Origin of the sequence: Marinobacterium sp. MBR-111 (genome assembly GCF_040547585.1) — a bacterium.
GTDB classification, from domain to species: Bacteria; Pseudomonadota; Gammaproteobacteria; order Pseudomonadales; family Balneatricaceae; genus Marinobacterium; species Marinobacterium iners.
Window position 1 is genome coordinate 1 of the sequence record NZ_JBEPQA010000004.1, and the last position, 19,354, is coordinate 19,354.

The 19,354-nt window shown below is 54.0% G+C and carries 17 protein-coding genes and 6 tRNA genes; 13 read left to right on the forward strand and 10 right to left on the reverse strand.

Annotated elements, in window-relative coordinates; all coding sequences use genetic code 11:
* Positions 1 to 198: 198 nt before the first annotated feature.
* The 3 genes from galU to ABIE61_RS03680 are packed head-to-tail and all read right to left on the reverse strand — an operon-like array spanning position 199 to position 2,163.
* Entirely contained in the window at positions 199 to 1,104 is a 906-nt protein-coding gene (gene galU / locus ABIE61_RS03670; RefSeq protein WP_354406827.1) for a UTP--glucose-1-phosphate uridylyltransferase GalU, read from the reverse strand.
* Complete coding sequence (locus ABIE61_RS03675; RefSeq protein WP_091824585.1) at positions 1,094 to 1,240, reverse strand: oxidoreductase-like domain-containing protein; 147 nt, start codon at positions 1,238 to 1,240, stop codon at positions 1,094 to 1,096. The genes galU and ABIE61_RS03675 overlap by 11 nt, the downstream gene beginning before the upstream one ends.
* Positions 1,241 to 1,263: 23 nt before the next feature.
* Entirely contained in the window at positions 1,264 to 2,163 is a 900-nt protein-coding gene (locus ABIE61_RS03680) for a LysR family transcriptional regulator (protein WP_091824588.1), read from the reverse strand.
* Between the two features lie 115 nt (positions 2,164 to 2,278).
* Between ABIE61_RS03680 and ABIE61_RS03685 the strand changes: the two genes are divergently transcribed.
* Positions 2,279 to 2,872, forward strand: a complete 594-nt coding sequence (locus tag ABIE61_RS03685) for an FMN-dependent NADH-azoreductase (protein WP_206835526.1) — start codon at positions 2,279 to 2,281, stop codon at positions 2,870 to 2,872.
* A gap of 87 nt (positions 2,873 to 2,959) precedes the next feature.
* Positions 2,960 to 5,773, forward strand: coding sequence for a putative bifunctional diguanylate cyclase/phosphodiesterase (locus tag ABIE61_RS03690; protein ID WP_354406831.1), 2,814 nt, complete (start codon positions 2,960 to 2,962; stop codon positions 5,771 to 5,773).
* Positions 5,774 to 5,792: 19 nt separating this feature from the next.
* Here ABIE61_RS03690 and ABIE61_RS03695 read toward each other — a convergent pair.
* Positions 5,793 to 5,868, reverse strand: a tRNA-Gly gene (locus ABIE61_RS03695).
* 7 nt (positions 5,869 to 5,875) lie between these two features.
* Positions 5,876 to 5,951, reverse strand: a tRNA-Glu gene (locus ABIE61_RS03700).
* A gap of 129 nt (positions 5,952 to 6,080) precedes the next feature.
* Between ABIE61_RS03700 and ABIE61_RS03705 the strand changes: the two genes are divergently transcribed.
* From ABIE61_RS03705 to ABIE61_RS03730, 6 genes are all read left to right on the forward strand, one after another.
* A complete protein-coding gene (locus ABIE61_RS03705) occupies positions 6,081 to 6,857 on the forward strand; it encodes a hypothetical protein (protein ID WP_354406834.1) in 777 nt (258 codons plus the stop codon).
* Between the two features lie 92 nt (positions 6,858 to 6,949).
* Positions 6,950 to 9,085: a putative bifunctional diguanylate cyclase/phosphodiesterase gene (locus ABIE61_RS03710; RefSeq protein ID WP_354406837.1), complete on the forward strand. Its 2,136-nt coding sequence runs from the start codon at positions 6,950 to 6,952 to the stop codon at positions 9,083 to 9,085.
* Positions 9,086 to 9,145: 60 nt separating this feature from the next.
* A tRNA-Glu gene (locus ABIE61_RS03715) sits at positions 9,146 to 9,221 on the forward strand.
* A 31-nt stretch (positions 9,222 to 9,252) separates the two neighbouring features.
* A tRNA-Gly gene (locus ABIE61_RS03720) sits at positions 9,253 to 9,328 on the forward strand.
* 18 nt (positions 9,329 to 9,346) lie between these two features.
* Positions 9,347 to 9,422, forward strand: a tRNA-Glu gene (locus ABIE61_RS03725).
* A gap of 43 nt (positions 9,423 to 9,465) precedes the next feature.
* Positions 9,466 to 9,541 (forward strand) — tRNA-Gly (locus tag ABIE61_RS03730).
* A gap of 167 nt (positions 9,542 to 9,708) precedes the next feature.
* Here ABIE61_RS03730 and ABIE61_RS03735 read toward each other — a convergent pair.
* Entirely contained in the window at positions 9,709 to 10,116 is a 408-nt protein-coding gene (locus tag ABIE61_RS03735; protein WP_206835517.1) for a PA2817 family protein, read from the reverse strand.
* A gap of 134 nt (positions 10,117 to 10,250) precedes the next feature.
* Here ABIE61_RS03735 and ABIE61_RS03740 point away from each other — a divergent pair, with 134 nt between their 5' ends.
* The 5 genes from ABIE61_RS03740 to ABIE61_RS03760 are packed head-to-tail and all read left to right on the forward strand — an operon-like array spanning position 10,251 to position 13,793.
* Positions 10,251 to 11,183, forward strand: a complete 933-nt coding sequence (locus ABIE61_RS03740) for an ABC transporter ATP-binding protein (protein ID WP_091824605.1) — start codon at positions 10,251 to 10,253, stop codon at positions 11,181 to 11,183.
* Positions 11,180 to 11,953: an ABC transporter permease gene (locus ABIE61_RS03745; RefSeq protein ID WP_091824608.1), complete on the forward strand. Its 774-nt coding sequence runs from the start codon at positions 11,180 to 11,182 to the stop codon at positions 11,951 to 11,953. The genes ABIE61_RS03740 and ABIE61_RS03745 overlap by 4 nt, the downstream gene beginning before the upstream one ends.
* Positions 11,950 to 12,774: an NADPH-dependent 7-cyano-7-deazaguanine reductase QueF gene (gene queF, locus ABIE61_RS03750; RefSeq protein ID WP_206835515.1), complete on the forward strand. Its 825-nt coding sequence runs from the start codon at positions 11,950 to 11,952 to the stop codon at positions 12,772 to 12,774. The genes ABIE61_RS03745 and queF overlap by 4 nt, the downstream gene beginning before the upstream one ends.
* A gap of 12 nt (positions 12,775 to 12,786) precedes the next feature.
* Positions 12,787 to 13,344, forward strand: a complete 558-nt coding sequence (locus ABIE61_RS03755) for an NAD(P)H nitroreductase (protein ID WP_354406841.1) — start codon at positions 12,787 to 12,789, stop codon at positions 13,342 to 13,344.
* Positions 13,344 to 13,793, forward strand: a complete 450-nt coding sequence (locus ABIE61_RS03760) for a YiiD C-terminal domain-containing protein (RefSeq protein ID WP_354406844.1) — start codon at positions 13,344 to 13,346, stop codon at positions 13,791 to 13,793. Before ABIE61_RS03755 ends, ABIE61_RS03760 begins: the two co-directional genes overlap by 1 nt.
* A 26-nt stretch (positions 13,794 to 13,819) precedes the next feature.
* On the opposite strand, the gene ABIE61_RS03765 is transcribed toward ABIE61_RS03760, so the two are convergent.
* From ABIE61_RS03765 to ABIE61_RS03780, 4 genes are all read right to left on the reverse strand, one after another.
* Entirely contained in the window at positions 13,820 to 15,508 is a 1,689-nt protein-coding gene (locus ABIE61_RS03765) for an ABC transporter permease (protein WP_354406846.1), read from the reverse strand.
* Between the two features lie 76 nt (positions 15,509 to 15,584).
* Positions 15,585 to 16,610 carry a Fe(3+) ABC transporter substrate-binding protein gene (locus tag ABIE61_RS03770; protein ID WP_091824621.1) on the reverse strand — a complete coding sequence of 342 codons (1,026 nt, stop codon included), beginning with the start codon at positions 16,608 to 16,610 and terminating at the stop codon, positions 15,585 to 15,587.
* Between the two features lie 169 nt (positions 16,611 to 16,779).
* A complete protein-coding gene (locus ABIE61_RS03775; RefSeq protein WP_091824624.1) occupies positions 16,780 to 17,499 on the reverse strand; it encodes a 16S rRNA (uracil(1498)-N(3))-methyltransferase in 720 nt (239 codons plus the stop codon).
* Between the two features lie 65 nt (positions 17,500 to 17,564).
* The gene (locus tag ABIE61_RS03780; protein WP_354406849.1) at positions 17,565 to 19,298 is read right to left on the reverse strand and encodes a sigma 54-interacting transcriptional regulator; all 1,734 of its coding nucleotides are present in this window, start codon (positions 19,296 to 19,298) and stop codon (positions 17,565 to 17,567) included.
* Positions 19,299 to 19,354: the final 56 nt, after the last annotated feature.

Genomic DNA, 19,354 nt, shown 5'->3' on the forward strand with positions numbered 1-19,354 from the left:
CGCCGATGGTAGTGTGGGGCTTCCCCATGTGAGAGTAGGTCATCGCCAGGCACTTAATACCAGAAACCCCGGTCTCGTTGAGGCCGGGGTTTTTGCATTGGGGCGAAGCACAAGCAGACGGCTGGCAAAAGAAAGGGCCCGGCGCCCCTGCGGCGGGCCCTGTCACTGACTTCCCTGTCAGTCGCTGTTACCTTGCATTTATTGTGACAATAACAGGCCATCGCCCACTATTTTATTTATGCATGCCTTCAGGTCGGCTGCTGTTTCTGAGTGCTTGAGCCCAAATGCCAGGTTGGCCTGCAGCAGGCCCGATTTGTTTCCGCAGTCATACAGATCACCGGACATGGTAAAAGCGTGAAGAAGGTCTCCCGATTCCACCAGTGATTTGATTGCATCAGTGAGTTGTATTTCTCCACCTGCGCCGGCTGTGGTTTTACGCAGCAGGTGCATGATCTTGCCTGGCAGGATATAACGACCGACTATGGCAAGGTTGGACGGTGCTTCGGACCGTGTAGGTTTTTCAACCAAATTATGCAGCTTTGAACTTGTACCGATGGCAGGCGGCATACCACCACAGTCAACAATTCCGTATCGCTCCACCTGATGTTCCGGTACCGCCTCAACCATGATCTGGCCGCACTGGTGCTCATAGTAGTGTGCAACCATTTGCTTTAGATCGCTGGACTCACCATTAGTGTCGATCAGCATGTCTGGTAGCATAACCGCAAAGTCTTCCTCGTCATGAATCAGTTGAGCCGCACAGAGAACCGCATGCCCCAGGCCTAGGGCCTGATCCTGACGTACTGATATGAGCTGTGAACCTGTCGGGAGCGTATTGCGCACTGCCTGAAGCAGTTCCTCCTTGCCTTTCGCAGTCAGAGCCTCTTCCAGCTCCGCATTGCGATCAAAGTGATCCTCGATCGATTCCTTGCCACTACGTGTGACCAGAATGATCTGAGTAAATCCTGCAGAAACCGCTTCTTCGACTACATATTGAATGACCGGTTTATCGACAACAGGCAACATCTCTTTTGGAATCGCTTTGCTGGCAGGCAAAACTCGAGTCCCAAGCCCGGCGACTGGAATAATGACTTTATTCAGCATTTTCGGATTCCTTCTGTTGTCGTGACTGTTCTTCCTGCCACAGTCTCAACTCTTCGTAATAGGTGTCCCACACGCATGGCTCGCAGCCATTTTCGCAGCACTCGCCATCTGCAGGTGGTGTCGGTTTGTCGCTCATTATCGACTCCATCAAAATGGCCTTCATTCTAACTGGTCATGCTGTTTTGCTCCACGAACAGCTTCCTTAATCATGGCAGCGAGTTTTTGCACCCCGGGTCTAGCCAGCTCACCATCGGTTAGGATCAGGTAAAGGTCAGCATAGCGTTCGGCACCGACTTCAAGCTGAAGAGGCTTGAGCTGTCCAGATTCAATCGCACTGGCTGCATGTGTCATTGGGTACCATGCATATCCGATACCTTTTGTTGCCGCCATTATCGACGTGGAAACATTACTGAGAGTCCAGCGCTGGTCAGCCCCAAGCCAACCTGCGTCATCATTGCGACTGCCAGAATCACGTACGACCAGTTGGCGGTGTTGACGCAAATCCTCCAGGCTCAGTGGACGGTCAAGTTGATGAAGGGGATGTTCAGGATGTGCACATGCTAGAAAGCGAATCTGCAGTAAACGCTCACCCAGAAAGCCTGGCGGGAGTCGACCGCTGATGGCCATGTCTACGTCTCGCTTGAGCACGGCTTCGTCACTGCCGCTGAGGACCGTTTCAAGCAAGGTGATGCGCGTCTGTGGATGGGTGGCAGCATAATTGGCGAGGGTATCGAGCATTAACTCCTTCGGGAAAATGGTATCCATTGCGATATGAATTTGTGCTTCATAGCCCATCCCAAACTGTTCAGCCAGTTGTTCAGCCTGCTCCGCCTGTTCGAGCAGGCGCCTTGCATGATGACACAAGGCTTCTCCTGCTTCAGTGAGGACTGCCCGGCGCCCTTCCAGCCGAAACACGCGAACATTAAGGCCAGACTCCAGTTTTTGAACCGAATAACTGATGGCCGACTGGCTTTTGCCAAGACGTTCGGCTGCCTTGGCGTACCCTCCGGCATCCACAACTGCCAGCATGGCCTGCCACTGTTCCAGTGATATCTGCATACGCCCTCGAACGATCTATTTTGTTGTTCAAACCAAACATGATTTTACTGTTTTATATAGACCGTGTTGATATGAAAATATTGCCTGAATTAACGATTGAGGCTGAACTTAAACAATGGCGACTCTTCTTCATATACGCAGCAGTATCTTTGGTGACAGCGGGCAGTCGTCCGTATTGGCCAATGATTTCATTACACAGTGGCATCTGAACCACGACAAGGCTGAGGTTATTACGCGTGATCTGATTTCAGACCCTTTGCCTCTGCTTGATGCCGAGTTGGTGTCGGCGTTGGTGAGTTCAGCTGAAAGTCGCACAGCGAAACAGCAATCCATCGTGAATTTGGCAAATCGCTTGCTGGCAGAAGTCCGCTCGGCCGATCAGATCCTGATCGGAGTTCCAATGTACAACTTTGGAATCCCAGTGCAGATGAAGGCCTGGTTCGACCTGCTTGCTCGTAGTGGTGTGACATTTAAGTATACGGATCAGGGGCCTGTCGGGTTACTTGAAGACAAGCCGGTGGTACTGATTGCAACGAGAGGCGGTCAGTATAAGGATGGGGGATATGACTTCCAGATTCCATTTGTAAAACAGTTCCTGGGCTTTCTCGGCCTCAAGGATGTACGAACCGTTTACGCAGAAGGCCTGAATATGGGGGAGCCTACTCAGGCTGAGTCTCTGAGCGCCGCACGTGCAGAACTTCAGTCGTGAGACGTTTTTATACAAAACATAACTTTGCTGTTGAGGAGCCTTGTGGCAAGCTCATGAAAAATAAATACAAAAAGCAGGAAACAACCTGTGTTTTTTTCACGCTTGCACCACAAACTGCTGTTGCTCTGGCTTCTGTCACTAGCCGGAGCATTGATGTTTGTTGGCCTGATATTCACACTGATGCTTGGGCATACAAGGGAGCAGCAGTCACTCCATGAGTTGGAACAGGCGCGTCATTTTCTGGCCGGGCGCTGGGATACCGCCCGGCAGGCTGTAGAGGAGCAGCTGGATCAGCTGGCAGGACAGTCAGAGCTTGCTTTACCTGATTCACCCGGTAATAACGAGAGACTCGAAACCGAACTGGAGTTACTTGCATTGAGGCTGCTCCGTCGGCTTGAGACACGAGGTCTGGACTATCTCGCCATCCATGATGAGCGAGGTCAGTTACAGGCCATGGCCTGTCGGTGTCAGGGTGGTGACAGGCTTTATGCCTACAATACAAAGCCCCTTGGCCGCACCGGTTTCCGTATACGACCCTCAAATGATGAGCCCTCCTACCAGAGCCACTTCCTTCCGTATGATTTGTTGCGACTGTCCCTGTCCAGTCATTCAGAGCCTGTGATTGCTCGCACGCGAGACCAGCTCTACCTGTTGGGGTGGCATGACGTGCCGGGTGGTTCAAGGCTTCAAGGTGGAGTAAAACTCAGCGATGATACGGTAGGCCACCTTGCGCACCGGCTTGAATACCCGGTGCTGTTACAGGCCGAAGAACTCAGTGTAGGGCAAGGATTCGAGTCACGACTCTCGTTACAACGCTTACAGCAACTTGAACGGAGTCAGCAAGGCTGGGTCGGGGCGGATGATGAATACTACGGTGCTATTACGTTTGCTGAGCCAGGAATTGAAGCGCGATTGATTTTCGCGGTACCGGTTAAAGGCTTGGGCCATGAGCTGGAGACGCTTGGGCAGTCGATGCTGGTACTTTTACTGCTTGCTCTGGTTGGGTTTACCCCGTTGGGTGGCTGGTTCATAAGTCGGGTGATTACACGCCCGCTGGGCAAGCTGTCGCTTGCAGTACAGAACCTGAAAGAAGGCAACTATCAACGTATTGAGGGATTTGATCAAAAAAGCGACCTGGGTCGCCTGGCATCGTCATTCAACACCATGGTGACGGCGCTCAATGAGCGTGAAGAAGCGCTAAGGGACAGTAGTCGTGAATTGCGGCAGTTGTCTGCTGCACTGGAACAAAGTCCAGCCTGTATTATCATCACGGATCTCCAAGGCATTATTCAGTATGTTAATCCGGGTTTTTGCCGTGTGACAGGCTATAGCGCTGCTGATGTGAAAGGGCGGCCGGTTAGTCTGCTTAAATCCTCTTCAACCCATGCTGACACCTTTGGTCAGCTCTGGAGTTCACTAAGCAGTAAGGGCGAGTGGCATGGCGAGCTGCTCAACCAGCGCAAGAATGGTGAGCAGTTCTGGGTGGCGGCTACCATTTCAGTGTTGCGTGACGAGCAGGGTCAGCCAGATCGCTATCTGGCCATTGAGGAAGATATTTCACTGCGTAAAAGTTACGAAGAGCAACTGTTTCACCGCAGCAATTATGATGCACTCACGGATCTTCCAAATCGAGAATTGATCCAGGATCGTTTGCAGCAGGCAATTGAAATGGCTGAGGCGCAGCAGCATCAGGTTGCTGTTCTGTTCATCAATCTATTGCAATTCCGTCGCGTGAATGAAGTCCAGGGTCATCAGGCAGGAGACACACTACTCTGTCAGGCCGCTCAACGCTTGCAGCAGGTACTTTCGCCCCTGGAAAGCCTCGGTCGGATTGGCAGTGACGAGTTTGTGGTCGTTGTTCCAGAAGTGACTCGCATGCAGGCGGTTGAAAATCTCACGCGCTGTCTGTTACAGCAGTTTGATGTCCCTTTTCAGCTTAGTGATACCGAGGTCCGTGTGGCGGCCTGTATCGGTATTGCCCTGTACCCTGACGATGGATTGCGCGCTGATATGCTGCTGCGTCATGCTGATGCGGCAATGCAACAAGTGCGCATACGCAAGGAAGCGGGTTACTGTTTTTTCATGGAAGAGATGAATGAACATGCACGGCACTCACTTGAGATGGAGCAGGCGCTGCATGATGCGCTTGAGCGAAACGAATTTGTACTTTGGTATCAGCCACTGCTTGATCTGAAAACCCGCCGCATTACAGGTGTTGAGGCACTTGTGCGCTGGCACCGTCCGGGTTTCGGGCTGGTTCCACCGGACGAATTTATTCCAAGGGCTGAAGAAAGCGGTCAGATTTTGCCACTCGGACACTGGGTACTGGCCGAGGCCATTCGTCAGGCAGCCAGTTGGCAACGACAGATGGGGCTGAAGCTGAATCTCGCAGTGAATATTTCTCCCCGACAGATTCTGCAGCCCGATTTTGTGCAGCAGGTTAAACAGCTGTTGATTATTCATGAGCTGATGCCAGGCAGTCTGGAGCTTGAAATTACCGAGTCTATTTTTCTCGATGTTGAAGCAGAAGGCCGCACTATTGAAACATTGAAGCAATTGAGAAGCCTTGGCGTACGCCTGTCGATTGATGACTTTGGTACAGGGTTCTCGGCACTGGGTTACTTGAAGCGTTTTCCGGTAGATATTCTCAAGATCGATCGCCAATTCGTGCGGGATATTCATACGGATCAGGACGCTGCAACGCTGTGTCAGGCGATTATCTGGATGGCCAGGGGACTACACATGGAAGTGATTGCCGAGGGTGTTGAACTGGAAGAGCAACTCGACATTCTGGCTGAATCGGGAGCCGATGTAGTGCAGGGGTATTACATCGCGAAACCGCAGCCGGCTGAATGTCTGCCTCAGATCTTTGAACGATATGAAGACAGAAAGGCAATTTGACGTAATTTGAACTAGAAATTGGAGCGGGAAACGAGACTCGAACTCGCGACCCCGACCTTGGCAAGGTCGTGCTCTACCAACTGAGCTATTCCCGCATTTGGATGGCATCCCGTAGGGGGTTCGAACCCCTGTTACCGCCGTGAAAGGGCGGTGTCCTGGACCACTAGACGAACGGGACGCGGTACAATCAGACTGTGCCTGACAGCGGTGCGAATATTAATAACAGAGATTTTTCCGGTCAAGCGTTTTCTTTCGTTTTTTGTTATAGAATCAAAGTCTTCTGTTTAACTCGGATGGACATGTGCCGATGAGCCCGACTGAAACCGGCCTAATCATCGTGGCTGTAGTGGTGGTGATGGCGATGATAGCCTTCAGTATTCAGACGGTCGAAAATCAACGTCGCGAACGTCGCATGCGTCTGCTTATGCTGAAAGACCAGATTCGCCGGGCTGATCATCTGCTGCACACTTTGCCTGAGCATTACATCACCCGTGAGATTCGCGATGTGCTGGTCAGATATCTGCAGAATCGCTGGAAGCAGGTGATGGAGCTGGAAAACACATCTGAAAATCGACAGAAACTGTCTGAGATGGAAGCCTTCGCCGCTCAACCTTTACCTGTGGTTGAACATCCACCCGGTTCCATGACGTTGCACACTGATCGTAATCATGCTCAACGCACTGCAGCTCTGTTGCGGGAGCTGTTCCAGTTTTTGACAGAGCTGCAGAACGGTGGGCTTCTGCCTCCGGCCACAACACGGGATGTCATCTATCAGGTGAAGGAAGCCTATACTCGTACACGCATTGATGTTGAGATCATGGAAGCGCTTGAAGTCGAGCAGCAAAGAGGACCGGCCCCAGCCTTGCCGCGCTATCGTACGGCAGCAGGCAAGTTGCAACGGCTCAATCAGACCCAGCAATTGGATCGCCAGATCTATGAGCTAAGTGCGCATATGGATAAACTCCAGGCGCTTGTTGAGCGTGAACGTCTGCTGCGCGAAGCGGAAGAGGAGCGCAAGCGGGCCGAAGAGGCAGCAAAAGAAGACAAGTTCAAGCCTAAATCGATTACAGACTATCGGCGTTAAGTATTCACGAAGCTGTCATAAATCTCTACAATCGCGTGCTTAAGAAATTGCTTATATAAAAGGCGCTTGCCAGCAAGGATGTGCCGTTTACAATGCCGAGGGAATCTGTGCCCCCACAAACGACCAGCCTTAACACCTCCGTTGATGAGCTGTTGCGCATCATGCAGGCGAGTCTTGAACATCTTTCTGATCTTGTGGTGGTGACGGATGCGGACCTGACGCCCCCAGGTCCGCGTATTGTCTATGTCAATCAGGCCGTTATTGAGCGTACGGGCTATGACCGTGAACGGTTGATAGGCGCCAGCCCGCGTCTGTTTCAGGGAAAAGATACCTGTAGAGAAGCGCTGAATCGAATCGGCAATGCCTTGCGCCGCGGTGAAAGGGTGCGCGAAGAGTTGCTGAATTATACCAGCAGTGGTGATGCGTATTGGATCGGCATCAGCATAGTGCCTCTTTTTGATGACAGCGGGCAGCTCACTCACTTTGTCAGTACCCAAAGTGATATTACCTCACGCAAGCGCATTGAATCCGATCTGCTGCTGTTTCGCCAGGCGATCGACCAAAGTCCTTCCAGCGTCATTATTACTGACAACAGTGGGCATATTACCTACGTTAATAATGGCTTTGAAATCAACTCCGGCTACAGTCGTGACGATGTTTTGGGGCGAACCCCCGGCTTTCGGGCCTGGGAACCTAAAAGTGAGGTTGAAAAGAGGGCTTTCTGGGACCGTCTGGATAGTGGTTTGCCTTGGCGAGGTGAGTTCGTTAATCGGCATAAACAGGGACATCGCGTGGTCAAGCGCGCCGTAGTTTCACCGGTGCGTAATATGGAAGGAAACATCAGCCATTTCCTGTCGGTCGAGCAGGATATTACGGCGGAAAAGGAGGCCCTGTCTCAACTGGAGTATTTGGCCTACCACGACCCCGTGACTCAGATGCCCAACCGTCGCCTGCTGCAGCAGAGGGTCGAAGCATTGCTCCATGCTCCACTCATTGCCCCGTCAGCTGCACTGTTGCTGATAGATCTGGATGATTTCAAACGGATCAACGATGCGCATGGTCATGGATTTGGCGATCGAGTGCTGCAGAAAATCGGCTCTCGTCTGCAAAAACAGCTGTTAAGTGAGAGCGAATTGGTCGCTCGCCTTGGGGGTGATGAGTTTGGCGTGCTTTTGTGCGGCCGAACAACAGATGCCGAGTCTGACCTGATCTGGAGATTGGAGGCCTTGAGCCAACAGTTGGCCAGACCACTCAATATTGATGGTGAAACACTACTGCTTGCCGGCAGCATTGGTGTTGCCAGAATTCCGCAACATGGTCGCAGCTTTGTAACCCTGCAGCGCAATGCCGATCTTGCTCTGTACAAGGCCAAGGCTGATGGTAAGGGAGGCTACGCCACGTTCACGGCGGAGCTGAACGTGGCGGCTCAACGCAGGGTAAGGCTTGAAGAATCACTTCGCCTCACGATTCTGCGGGATGAGCTCAGCCTTGCTGTACAGTCACAGTTCGGGCCCGCTGGCGATATTCGGGGGGCCGAGGTCCTGGTGCGCTGGTTGCGTGGTCCGGAAGGCGTTCCGGTGTCGCCCGCTGAGTTTATACCGGTGGCGGAAGCTTCCGGTCTCATCAAGCCTCTGACATTGACGGTGTTCAGGCAGGCGCTTGAGATTGCGGCGCAACTCAAGGCTGCCGGCTTGCGAATTCCGCTGTCAATCAATCTCAGTTCGGATCTGTTTCGTGATAGTGCGCTGATCGATGCACTGGTCGATCTGGTGGCTGATAGCGTTGTAACACCTGACGCGTTGATGCTTGAAATTACCGAAAGCCTGTTTATCGATACTCATCCGGACTTGTTGCGGAACATGGCGCGGCTGGCGGAGCTGGGGTTTGCCTTTTCATTGGACGACTTCGGTACAGGGTACTCCAATCTGGCCTATCTGAAACGTTTGCACTTGAGTGAGCTCAAGATCGATAAGAGTTTTGTGGATGGTTTACCGCAGGATGAAGATAACCGGGCCATTGTACTTTCGATTATCTCGATCGCTCGCCAGTTAAGACTTAGAGTTGTAGCAGAAGGTGTTGAAACGTCTGCGCAGGCTGACTTTCTTGTCGCCCATGGCTGTGAGCTGTTGCAGGGCTATTTGCTTCACAAACCATCGCCTGCCGAGGAGTGGCTGGGGCAGCTAATGGACGGTATAGAAAAAAACTGTCGAAAGGGGGTTGACCACTAAAAGGCCCATACGTAATATATGCGCCTCCTCGATGAGGAAAGCGAAAGCGCTCAAGACTGTGTCCCGTTCGTCTAGTGGTCCAGGACACCGCCCTTTCACGGCGGTAACAGGGGTTCGAACCCCCTACGGGATGCCACTCACTCGTGAGTGATGGTTTTGAGAGTAAAGCGGGAATAGCTCAGTTGGTAGAGCACGACCTTGCCAAGGTCGGGGTCGCGAGTTCGAGTCTCGTTTCCCGCTCCAAACGTTTTTGCAGGCTGCGTCCCATTCGTCTAGTGGCCTAGGACACCGCCCTTTCACGGCGGTAACAGGGGTTCGAACCCCCTATGGGACGCCACTCTCTGACAGAGATGCTATCGTAAGATCTCTGAAAGAAACATGCGGGAATAGCTCAGTTGGTAGAGCACGACCTTGCCAAGGTCGGGGTCGCGAGTTCGAGTCTCGTTTCCCGCTCCAAATTCAGTACAGACTGTCAGCACACAGTGTTTAATACGATAACCATCCGGCGAAAGCTGCATGGTTTTTTTCGTTTCATGGTCTGCACATTGGTTCCGTAAAGCAAAACCTCAGGCCGGGCATGCCTCGCACAGAGGGGATGGCCCGGCATAGGTACAAGAGTGTCTTCAGTGTCGGGTGTCCGATGCATCCCCAAGAATACTCTGTCGCAGTGACAGGTAATCTACAGGGGTGTTGCTGGCCTCAAGCTCAGCCTGTGTTTCATCAAGCTGCTGGAACTGCTCGATCTCCTCGTCACTCATAAAGTGCAGACACTCGCCGCCAAACAGCCAGAAGAGGTCACGTGCCAATAATGGTACGAATTGTGGGTAGCCACGTACCAGTCGGACCAGCAGGGTTTGGCCATCTTCGTATGCTTCTGGGCGATGATGTTCGAAATCATCCACCAGTGCGGCAAACTGGTCCAGAAACTCAAGCTCCTCGCTGGCTTCGGTGTCCTTGAAGGTTGGCTGTTGAATCAGGTTGTTATAGGCGATCTTGAGCAGGTTCAGATGAAAGCTGTGGCGATCGGTCACGGGGTACTCCGGTTGTTGCAGTCACGGGAGCGGGCATCGGATGTCCGCGCAAACGGGTACAATGGGGGGCGGCGGTTGAAATTTCAATCCCCGGCCGCATCTACCCACATCTACACTCCATTCAAAGGCAAGGCATGACAACGGCGCTTTCGATACAGGATTTAAGAAAGGTATACGGTAACGGCTTCGAGGCTCTCAAGGGGATCTCTCTGGACGTGCAGCAGGGAGACTTCTTTGCCCTGTTGGGCCCAAATGGTGCCGGCAAATCAACAACGCTGGGGATCGTTTCCTCGCTGGTCAACAAAACGGCCGGCAAGGTCAGTGTGTTTGGTTACGATATTGATACCCAGCTGGCGCAGGCCAAGCAGTGCCTTGGGGTTGTACCGCAGGAGTTCAACTTCAACCCGTTTGAAAAAGTAGTGGATATCGTTGTCACTCAGGCTGGGTATTACGGTATTCCGCGCAGGCAGGCGTTGCAGCGTGCTGAAATTTACCTGGGCAAACTTGGGCTTTGGGAAAAGCGCGATGAGCGTGCTCGCATGCTGTCCGGTGGCATGAAGCGCCGCCTGATGATTGCCCGTGCGTTGGTGCATGAACCCAAGTTGCTGATTCTGGACGAGCCCACTGCAGGGGTCGATATCGAGCTGCGCCGTTCCATGTGGGACTTCCTGAGTGAAATAAATGCCGCAGGGACAACTATTATCCTCACGACGCACTATCTGGAAGAAGCTGAAAGCCTGTGTCGCAATATCGCCATCATCGATCATGGCAGCATTATCCAGAATACCAGTATGAAAGCACTGCTGCAGAAGCTGGATACGGAAACCTTCATTCTGGATCTGCGCCAGGATTTTACCGAGCTGCCCAAACTTGATGGGTACGTGATCCGGCCGCGTGATGCACATACCCTTGAGGTCGATGTGCCAAAGGCGGCAGGGCTCAATGCGCTGTTCAGCCACTTGGCCGAGCAGGGGCTGGAAGTGAGCAGTATGCGCAACAAAGCCAACCGGCTGGAAGAACTGTTTGTGTCGCTGGTCGACAAGAATTTGAAACAGGAGTCAAAATGAATTCCCGGCTGCTATGGACCGCGTTCGTCACTATCGTCGTCAAGGAAATCCGTCGCTTTACCCGTATCTGGGTTCAGACCCTGCTGCCGCCAGCGATCACCATGACGCTCTATTTCATTATTTTCGGTAACCTGATCGGCTCTCGCATTGGTGACATGGGTGGCTTCGATTACATGGAATATATCGTTCCGGGCCTGATCATGATGTCAGTTATCACCAACTCCTACGGTAACGTGGTGTCCTCTTTCTTCGGCACCAAGTTTCAGCGCAATATCGAGGAACTGCTGGTCTCGCCGGTGCCTAATTGGATTATCCTGGCCGGCTATGTGATTGGCGGCGCCACACGAGGGTTGATGGTAGGCTTTATCGTGACCCTGCTGTCACTGTTTTTCACAAAGTTACAGATCAACCACCTCTTCATCACTATTACTGTGGTATTGCTGACCGCGATTCTGTTTTCGCTGGGTGGTTTCATCAATGCCGTGTACGCCAAAACCTTTGATGATATCGCGATCGTGCCTACCTTCATCCTGACCCCGCTGACCTATCTGGGTGGCGTGTTCTACAGCATCCAGCTGTTGCCGGGATTCTGGCAGGGGGTGTCACAGCTGAATCCGATTCTGTATATGGTAAACAGTTTCCGTTATGGCATTTTGGGCGTCAGTGACATCGATATCGGTTTTGCCTTCGCCATGATTATTGGGTTTATTGTCGTGTTGGGAGGCGTTGCCATTCATTTGCTGAATACTGGCAAGGGGATTCGAGAATGAGCGAACATGATCAGGTAAAGGCATCCCCGCTGGGGCAGGACACGGTCTACGTCAATGAGTACGACGCCTCGTTGCTGTACCCGATTCGGCGTGACCTGAACTGGGAGGCCAAGGGCGTCAAACGCAGCAGCCTGCCGTTTCGCGGACTGGATATATGGAATGCCTATGAGGTGTCTTGGCTGGACGCCGGCGGCAAGCCGGTGGTACGGCTGGCTGAATTTCGTATACCGGCCAGCTCACCCTGCATCATTGAATCCAAGTCGTTCAAACTGTACCTGAACTCTTTCAACTTGAGTCGCTTTGCACAGGAAAGTGAGGTGCGCGAGCGGATGCAGGCGGATCTGTCGGCGGCTGCAGGTGCGCCGGTGCAGGTCAAATTGATCCCGCTGACTCAGGCTGTTGAAGTGAGCCAGCTCAAGGGGCGATGCCTGGATGATCTGCCACTTCAGGTCGAGCACTACTCGCCGGCCCCTGAGTTGCTGAACGCCTCAGGTCCTGTTACCGAGGAAACTCTGGTCAGTCACTTGCTCAAGTCCAACTGCCCCGTCACCGGGCAGCCTGATTGGGCCAGTGTGCAGATCCGCTACAAGGGGGCTCAGATCGATCACAAAGGGCTGCTGGCCTATCTGATCTCCTATCGTGAACACGGCGACTTTCACGAGCAGTGTGTCGAAAATATCTTCATGGATATCTGGCAGCGCTGCCGACCGCAGAAACTCAGTGTCTATGCGCGCTATGTCCGTCGCGGTGGTCTGGATATCAATCCCTACCGCTCCAGTATCAACGATGAGCCGCAGAACCTGCGCCTGTCACGCCAGTAAAAGGATAGTACCGTGGATGCACTCGACGCCCTGATCAACCGTACCTCATGCCCCCGCTTGGAAGGTCCGGCTCCAACGCCGCAACAGCTTGACCTGATGTTGCGTGCAGCTCTGAGAGCGCCGGATCATGGATCGCTGCGCCCTTGGCGCTTTATTATTACGGAAGGCGAAGGTCTGGTACGCATGGGTGAGCTGTTTGCCCGTGCCGCTTTGAAGGCTGATCCGGCGTTGCCGCAGGCAAGGTATGACAAATGCCTGCAAATGCCGCTGCGGGCGCCAATGATCATCACGGTAGTTGCTGTCACTCGAGAGCATCCCAAAGTCCCGCTGGACGAACAGTTAATCTCGGCAGGATGTGCGGCTCATGCCATCACCCAAGCGGCTTTCGCGCAGGGCCTTGGGGCGATGTGGCGCACCGGTGAAATGACCCATAACTCGCATGTGCGGTCAGGGCTGGAGCTGGCCGAACATGAGCAGGTAGTTGGCTTTATCTATCTGGGCCAGCGCTGTCGCGAGCGCGAGGCTCCGATGCTGGATCTTGGCGAGTTCGTGACTCGCTGGGAGGGCTGATGAAGACCGATACGGTTGAATTCCTTGGTTGGCTCAAGACCCAGATTCCACTGCTGGAACACCTGGGTATTTCACAGCTGACATGGGATGGTCAAACGCTGAAGATCCCCACGCCGCTGGCACCCAATGTAAACGACAAGGGAACCGGTTTTGGCGGTTCTCAGGCGGCGATCGCCACTGTAGCGGGGTGGTGCCTGACGACCCTGTGTCTCAAGGAGCGCGGGCTGGAGTGTGACGTGGTGATCGCTGACAGCCATCTCCAATACCTCAAGCCGGTTACGGCGGATTTTGTGACACAAGTTGAGCTGATCGACACCGCCGCTTCTGATGCCTTGGTCGAGCGTGTAGTGGAGCGGGGCAAGGGTAAGCTGGCGTTGGTGGTAGAGGTCATCTGCAATGGTCAGGTCTGCATGCGTCTGGAAGGACTCTATGTCGCGATAAGGCGCTAAGGCCTGTTCCTGTTTTAGACGGTGGCCTACTTGCCCTGCCGGGTCGCCGTGATAGTGCGACTGAGCAGAATGACCGGCACAATTCCAACCAGCACAATCAGCATCGCAGACAGTGCACTGGTTTCCAGCATTTCATCTGACGCATACTGGTACACATAGGTTGCCAGCGTATCGTAATTGAACGGTCGCAGAATCAGAGTGGCCGGCAATTCCTTCATGGAGTCGACAAAAACTACCAGAACGGCCGTTAACAATCCGCCTCGGATCAGTGGCAGGTGGACGCGCCGGAGGGTTTGCAGTGGGTTAAGGCCTAGAGAGCGTGATGCCATGTCCATGCTGGGTGTAACTTTGGCCAGTGATGACTCCACGCTGCCGGTTGATACCGCCAGAAAGCGCACGGAATAGGCAAATACGATGGCGAAGGGTGTACCGCTCAGTAGCAGGCCCGTACCAAAGCCGAAGTGACGTTGCATGAACGCGTCGACGCTGTTGTCGAAAGCCGCCAGAGGAATAATGACACCGATCGCAAGAACTGCACCTGGCAAGGCATAGCCCAGGCTGCTGAAGCGAGCGGCCACTGTAAGCGAGCGTTGCTGCGGATAAAGTCGCTTACTGTAGGCCAGTACAACTGCTATCACGACTGTCAGTGCAGCAGCCAGAGCGGAAAGGGTAAAGCTGTGCACTGCATTGGCAATAAAGCCGGGCTCGGCGAACTGGTCCAGCCGCCGCAGTGCATAGCTTCCGAGCACGATAAAAGGAATTGCAAAACCGAGCACGACCGGCAGGGCGCAAGCCAGTGTCGCCATCAGTTGTCGTGCGGGGCTGAGGCGGAAGCGTTCAATTGAACGGAACCGGTCGGAGCCGCTGAACTGACGCTGACGGGCGCGTGCAATGCGCTCAAGTGAAATCAGCAGTACTACAAACAGCATCATCAGGCTGGCAATCTGGGCGGCGGCTCCGAGGTTGCCCATGTTCAGCCAGGCATCATAGATACCGGCAGACAGACTTTTGACCGCGAAATAATCAACCGTGCCAAAGTCGTTCAGGGTTTCCATGGATACCAGTGCAAGGCCCACAGCGATGGAGGGCCGAGCAATGGGCAGCGAGATGCGCAGAAAGCTCTGCAGCGGAGTGCAGCCAAAGATGCGGCTGGCATCCCGAATGCTCATCGACTGTTCAAGGAAGCTGGCGCGAGCCAGCAGATACACATAGGGGTAGAGGACCAGCGTCAGCATGGCGATGGCGCCGCCAAGGCTTCGAATATCGGGAAACCAGTAGTCGCGCGCAGTTTGCCAACCGAACAGCTCACGCAATGTGCTTTGTACCGGGCCTGCATATTCCAGCAGATCGGTGTAGAGGTATGCGATCACATACGCGGGCATGGCGAACGGAAGCAACAGGGCCCACTCAAACAGGCGCCGACCAGGGAAATGACACATGGTCACAAGCCAGGCGGTACTGACACCGATTACGACTGACAGGCTGCCGACACCGGCCAGCAACAGCAGGGTAGAGCGGATGTAAACCGGCAGTATGGTATCGACCAGATGGGGCCAGATGTTTTCGGTGGGAAAAAGCGCCAGCCACAGAACGGCCAGAACCGGCAGCATCACCAGCAGAGCGCTGCCCCAGGCAATGGAATACCAGCCGGGCATGTAGCGGCGCGGCTTGCGGGTATCAACCAGCGGGGCAGTTGCGGTAGCGGTTTCAGACATAGGACGGTGAACGCACAGAAACGGTAGCCGGGAAGACTACCGCTTCAGGTCGCAGCTGTCGATTGTCAGGCGCGAATCAGTTGTCAAAGCCGACCTTGTCAACCAGTCGTGATGCTGTTGCGCGGTGTTTGACTACATCACCCAGGTTGATGTCATCAGCCTTGAATTCACCCATGTGCTCCTTGAGCAGGGCAGACCACTCGATGCCGGGACGCACCGGGAACTCGTAGTTTACTTCCGCGTACATTTTCTGGGCCTGCTCGCTGGTCAGGAACTCGATCAGCTTGATGGCAGCTTCAGGGTTGGGCGCATGCTTGGCCAGTGCCGCACCAGAGATGCTCATGTGCGCACCGCGACCATCCTGGTTCGGGAACAGCAGATTGACCGATTTGGCCCACTCGATCTGCTCCGGCTCTTCCTGGTTGGTCAGCATCTTGCCATAGTAGTAGGTATTGCCCAGCGCAACATCGCACTGTCCTTCCATAACCGCCTTGACCTGGCCGCGGTCATTACCCTGTGGGCGGCGTGCCAGATTATCCTTCACGGCGCTGAGCCACTGCTCGGCCTGCTCTTCGCCCTTATGTTCAATGATTGATCCGATCAGGGACAGGTTGTAGGAGTGTTTGCCACTGCGGGTGCAGACACGGCCTTTCCATTTCGGATCGGCCAGGTCTTCATAGGTCTGGATCTCACCCGGCTCCACACGATCCTTTGATGTGTAGATGATACGAGAGCGTGCCGTCAGACCAACCCAAAGGTCATCCTTCGAGCGGTACTGAGCCGGTACGTTTTCTTCTACGGTGCTGCTATTGATCGGCGCAACCAGTTGACGCTCGACCGCATCGTGCAGTGGGCCGACATCCGAGGTCAGAATGACATCGGCTGGAGAGTTGGCACCCTCGTGCTCCAGTCGTTCCAGCAGGCCGCTTTTGGAGAAGATGACATTGGCCTTGATGCCGGTTTCGGCGGTGAACGCCTCCAGCAGAGGCTTGATCAGGAACTCTTGCCGATAGGAGTAGATGTTGACCTCATCGGCTGCCTGCGCAACGGCGCCAAAGGTAGAAAAGGCCAGACCAGCAAGAAGGGCGTGTTTCGCGTTCATGTACATCTCCATCGGTTGTGGCGTGAGCCATGTAGTCCGAATATCAAAAACTTAATGCGAATTATTATCACTGTTTGCGTTCAAGTCAATGCTAGTGCATCTGATTCTTGTTTCCGCTAGAGATTAAAATAGTATATAGATGTAAAGGGAGAGCATATATTGAGGCAGATCATACCGGCAGCGGAAACAGACGCGACAGTAGAACGGGGACAGCGGTTTCAACCCGTAAAATGCGTGGCCCCAGATGAATGGCTTGCAGGCCAGCCTGCTCCAGCTTTTCCACCTCATAAGCGATAAATCCGCCTTCAGGACCAATAGCCAGAGTGGTTGGTGTATCCATCGGAGCCGGGCAAGGTGCCGCGTTGTAGGGGTGAGCCACCAGTGCGCGGGTATTGTGGGCCAGTGTGGGCAATTCATCTTCCACAAAGGGTTTGAACCGCTTGCGAACCTCCACCCGGGGCAGGCGGGTGTCACCGGACTGCTCCAGCCCCAGCAGCAGGTGTTCATGCAGGCGTTCGGGGTGCAGCAGGGGGGTGGACCAGTAGCTTTTATCGACACGGTAGGAGTTGATCAGCCACAGCTCCTTGACCCCCAAAGTAGCGATCGTCTCGATGCAGCGCTTGAGCATTTTCGGTCTTGGCAGGGCCATTACAAGTCGCAGAGGCAGTACAGGAGGCGGAGCCTGATTCAGTCTCACCTCAAGTTCCGCACTGTGCTGATCCAGGTGAATCAGTGTTCCCTGCCCGATCAAGCCATTGAGAACTCCCACCCGGAAATGTTCACCAACCTGTCCACGGTGAACCTCCTGCAAGTGGCGCAAGCGGCGGCCGTCGAGGCGGACTCGGTGCGGGCCGATAAAGTCTGAGGTATACAGCAGAATCAGGTTCACGGTAGTTTCATCATGCAGGCTGAAAACCGGCGATCATAGCATCCCTGCCGGACCGGGGTCAGTGTTCAATCACTGTCCAGTTTTTTCAATCGATAGGCCAGCTGCGGCCGAGTCATCCCCAGCAGACGAGCCGCCTTTGAAACGTTGCCCTCAACGCGGTCCATCGCGGTTCGGATCAGTTGCTCTTCCATTGCTTCAAGGCTGAACTCTTCGCTCAATAATTGATCACACAGCAGGTCCTGCGGCAGCATGCCGCTGTCTGATTGCAGTGGCTGGCGGTCCAGCGGCAGGCGCTCGGCCCCCAGGGTTCCATTGCGCTTGATACTGTTAAGCGGATGAGTCGGCTCCGATAATGAGGGGAAAAACGCATCCAGATCGATAGTGTGATTGTTATCGGTCAGAATTACACCGCGTTCGATCATGTTTTCCAGCTCGCGGATATTACCGGGCCACTTGTAGTTCATCAGGGCCTGCATTGCCAGATCGGATACACCCAGCGTGCGCTTGTTGTACAGGGTGTGATACTTCTCGAGAAAATGCTCAATCAACAGCGGAATATCCTCTGTGCGGTCTCGCAATGGTGGAATATGCACCGGATACACATTGAGTCGATAGAACAGGTCAGGGCGGAATTTGCCGTTGCGAACCGCCTCTTCAAGATCTTCGTTGGCAGCAGCCACCACACGCACATCGATGCGGCGGGTACGGGTATCGCCCACCCGCTCCATTTCGCTTTCCTGCAGCACGCGTAACAGACTGGCCTGGGCGCGCGGTGATAGCTCGATCACTTCATCCAGGAAGATTGTGCCGCCGTGAGCGCGCTCGAATTTGCCTTCGCGGGACTGAACCGCACCGGTAAAGGCTCCCTTCTCAACCCCGAACAGCTCGGCTTCAATCAGGTCCGGAGGAATACAGGCACAGTTGACCGCCACGAACGCCTTGTCGGCGCGGTCTGAGCTGAGGTGCAGGCCGCGGGCGACGATCTCCTTGCCGACGCCGGTTTCGCCCTGCAGCAATACCGTGACACGACTGGATGACGCGCGACGGATCAGCTGACAGACATGCTTGAAGGCACCCGACCGCCCCACCGAGTTGAACAGCAGGTCTTCACTCTGGTCAGAGTTTCGGAAGTTGTCGCGCAGATCGCTCAGCTGGCTCTGCAGCGAGAACAGCTCTTCCGCAATGGGATCCGGCAACAGATAGCGTTCCAGTTCGGCCTGGTCATCCCACTCCTCGGCCGGTTTGCCGACGATATGGCAATGCTCATGTCCCATACCGACACATTGCGTTTCCTTGAAGATGACCGGCTGTCCCATGAAATAGGTGGTGTAGCCGCTGGCGTAACCAATGAGGGTCCAGCAAATGGGGTCTTCCGAAGGGCCAAAGTCGTGCAGGTGCACATCGGCCTCATATGAATCGAACCAGTCGAATTCTCCCTGAAAAACGTCATTATCAAGGTCGATATTCAGTGAAACGGGTTTTACGTTGACCATGCCTTTGATGCAGTGCAGCTGAGGTCCGACAAAGAAAGCATCTTCCTTTGACATATCCGGTCTGACCTTGGCGACCAACTCGGCGTCTTTCCACCCGGAGTGGTATCCAAACCGCATCAGGAATCCCTTGGCACGGTTGATACCCAGGGTTTCAATCAGCTCCTTGCGCAACAGGCCCATAACGCTGGAATGAATCATCAGCATGCGCTGTTCGTTGAGCCAGATTTTGCCCTTGTCACTTTCAAAACGAATTTGTGAGAGCAAGTCTCCGCTGCCCGGAAACTCCAGTTCTTGTGTGGTGGCCATAATTGTTTTTATACCGGCTTTGTGTGAGCGATGTTCAGTGAGCAGGCCCGTAGCCC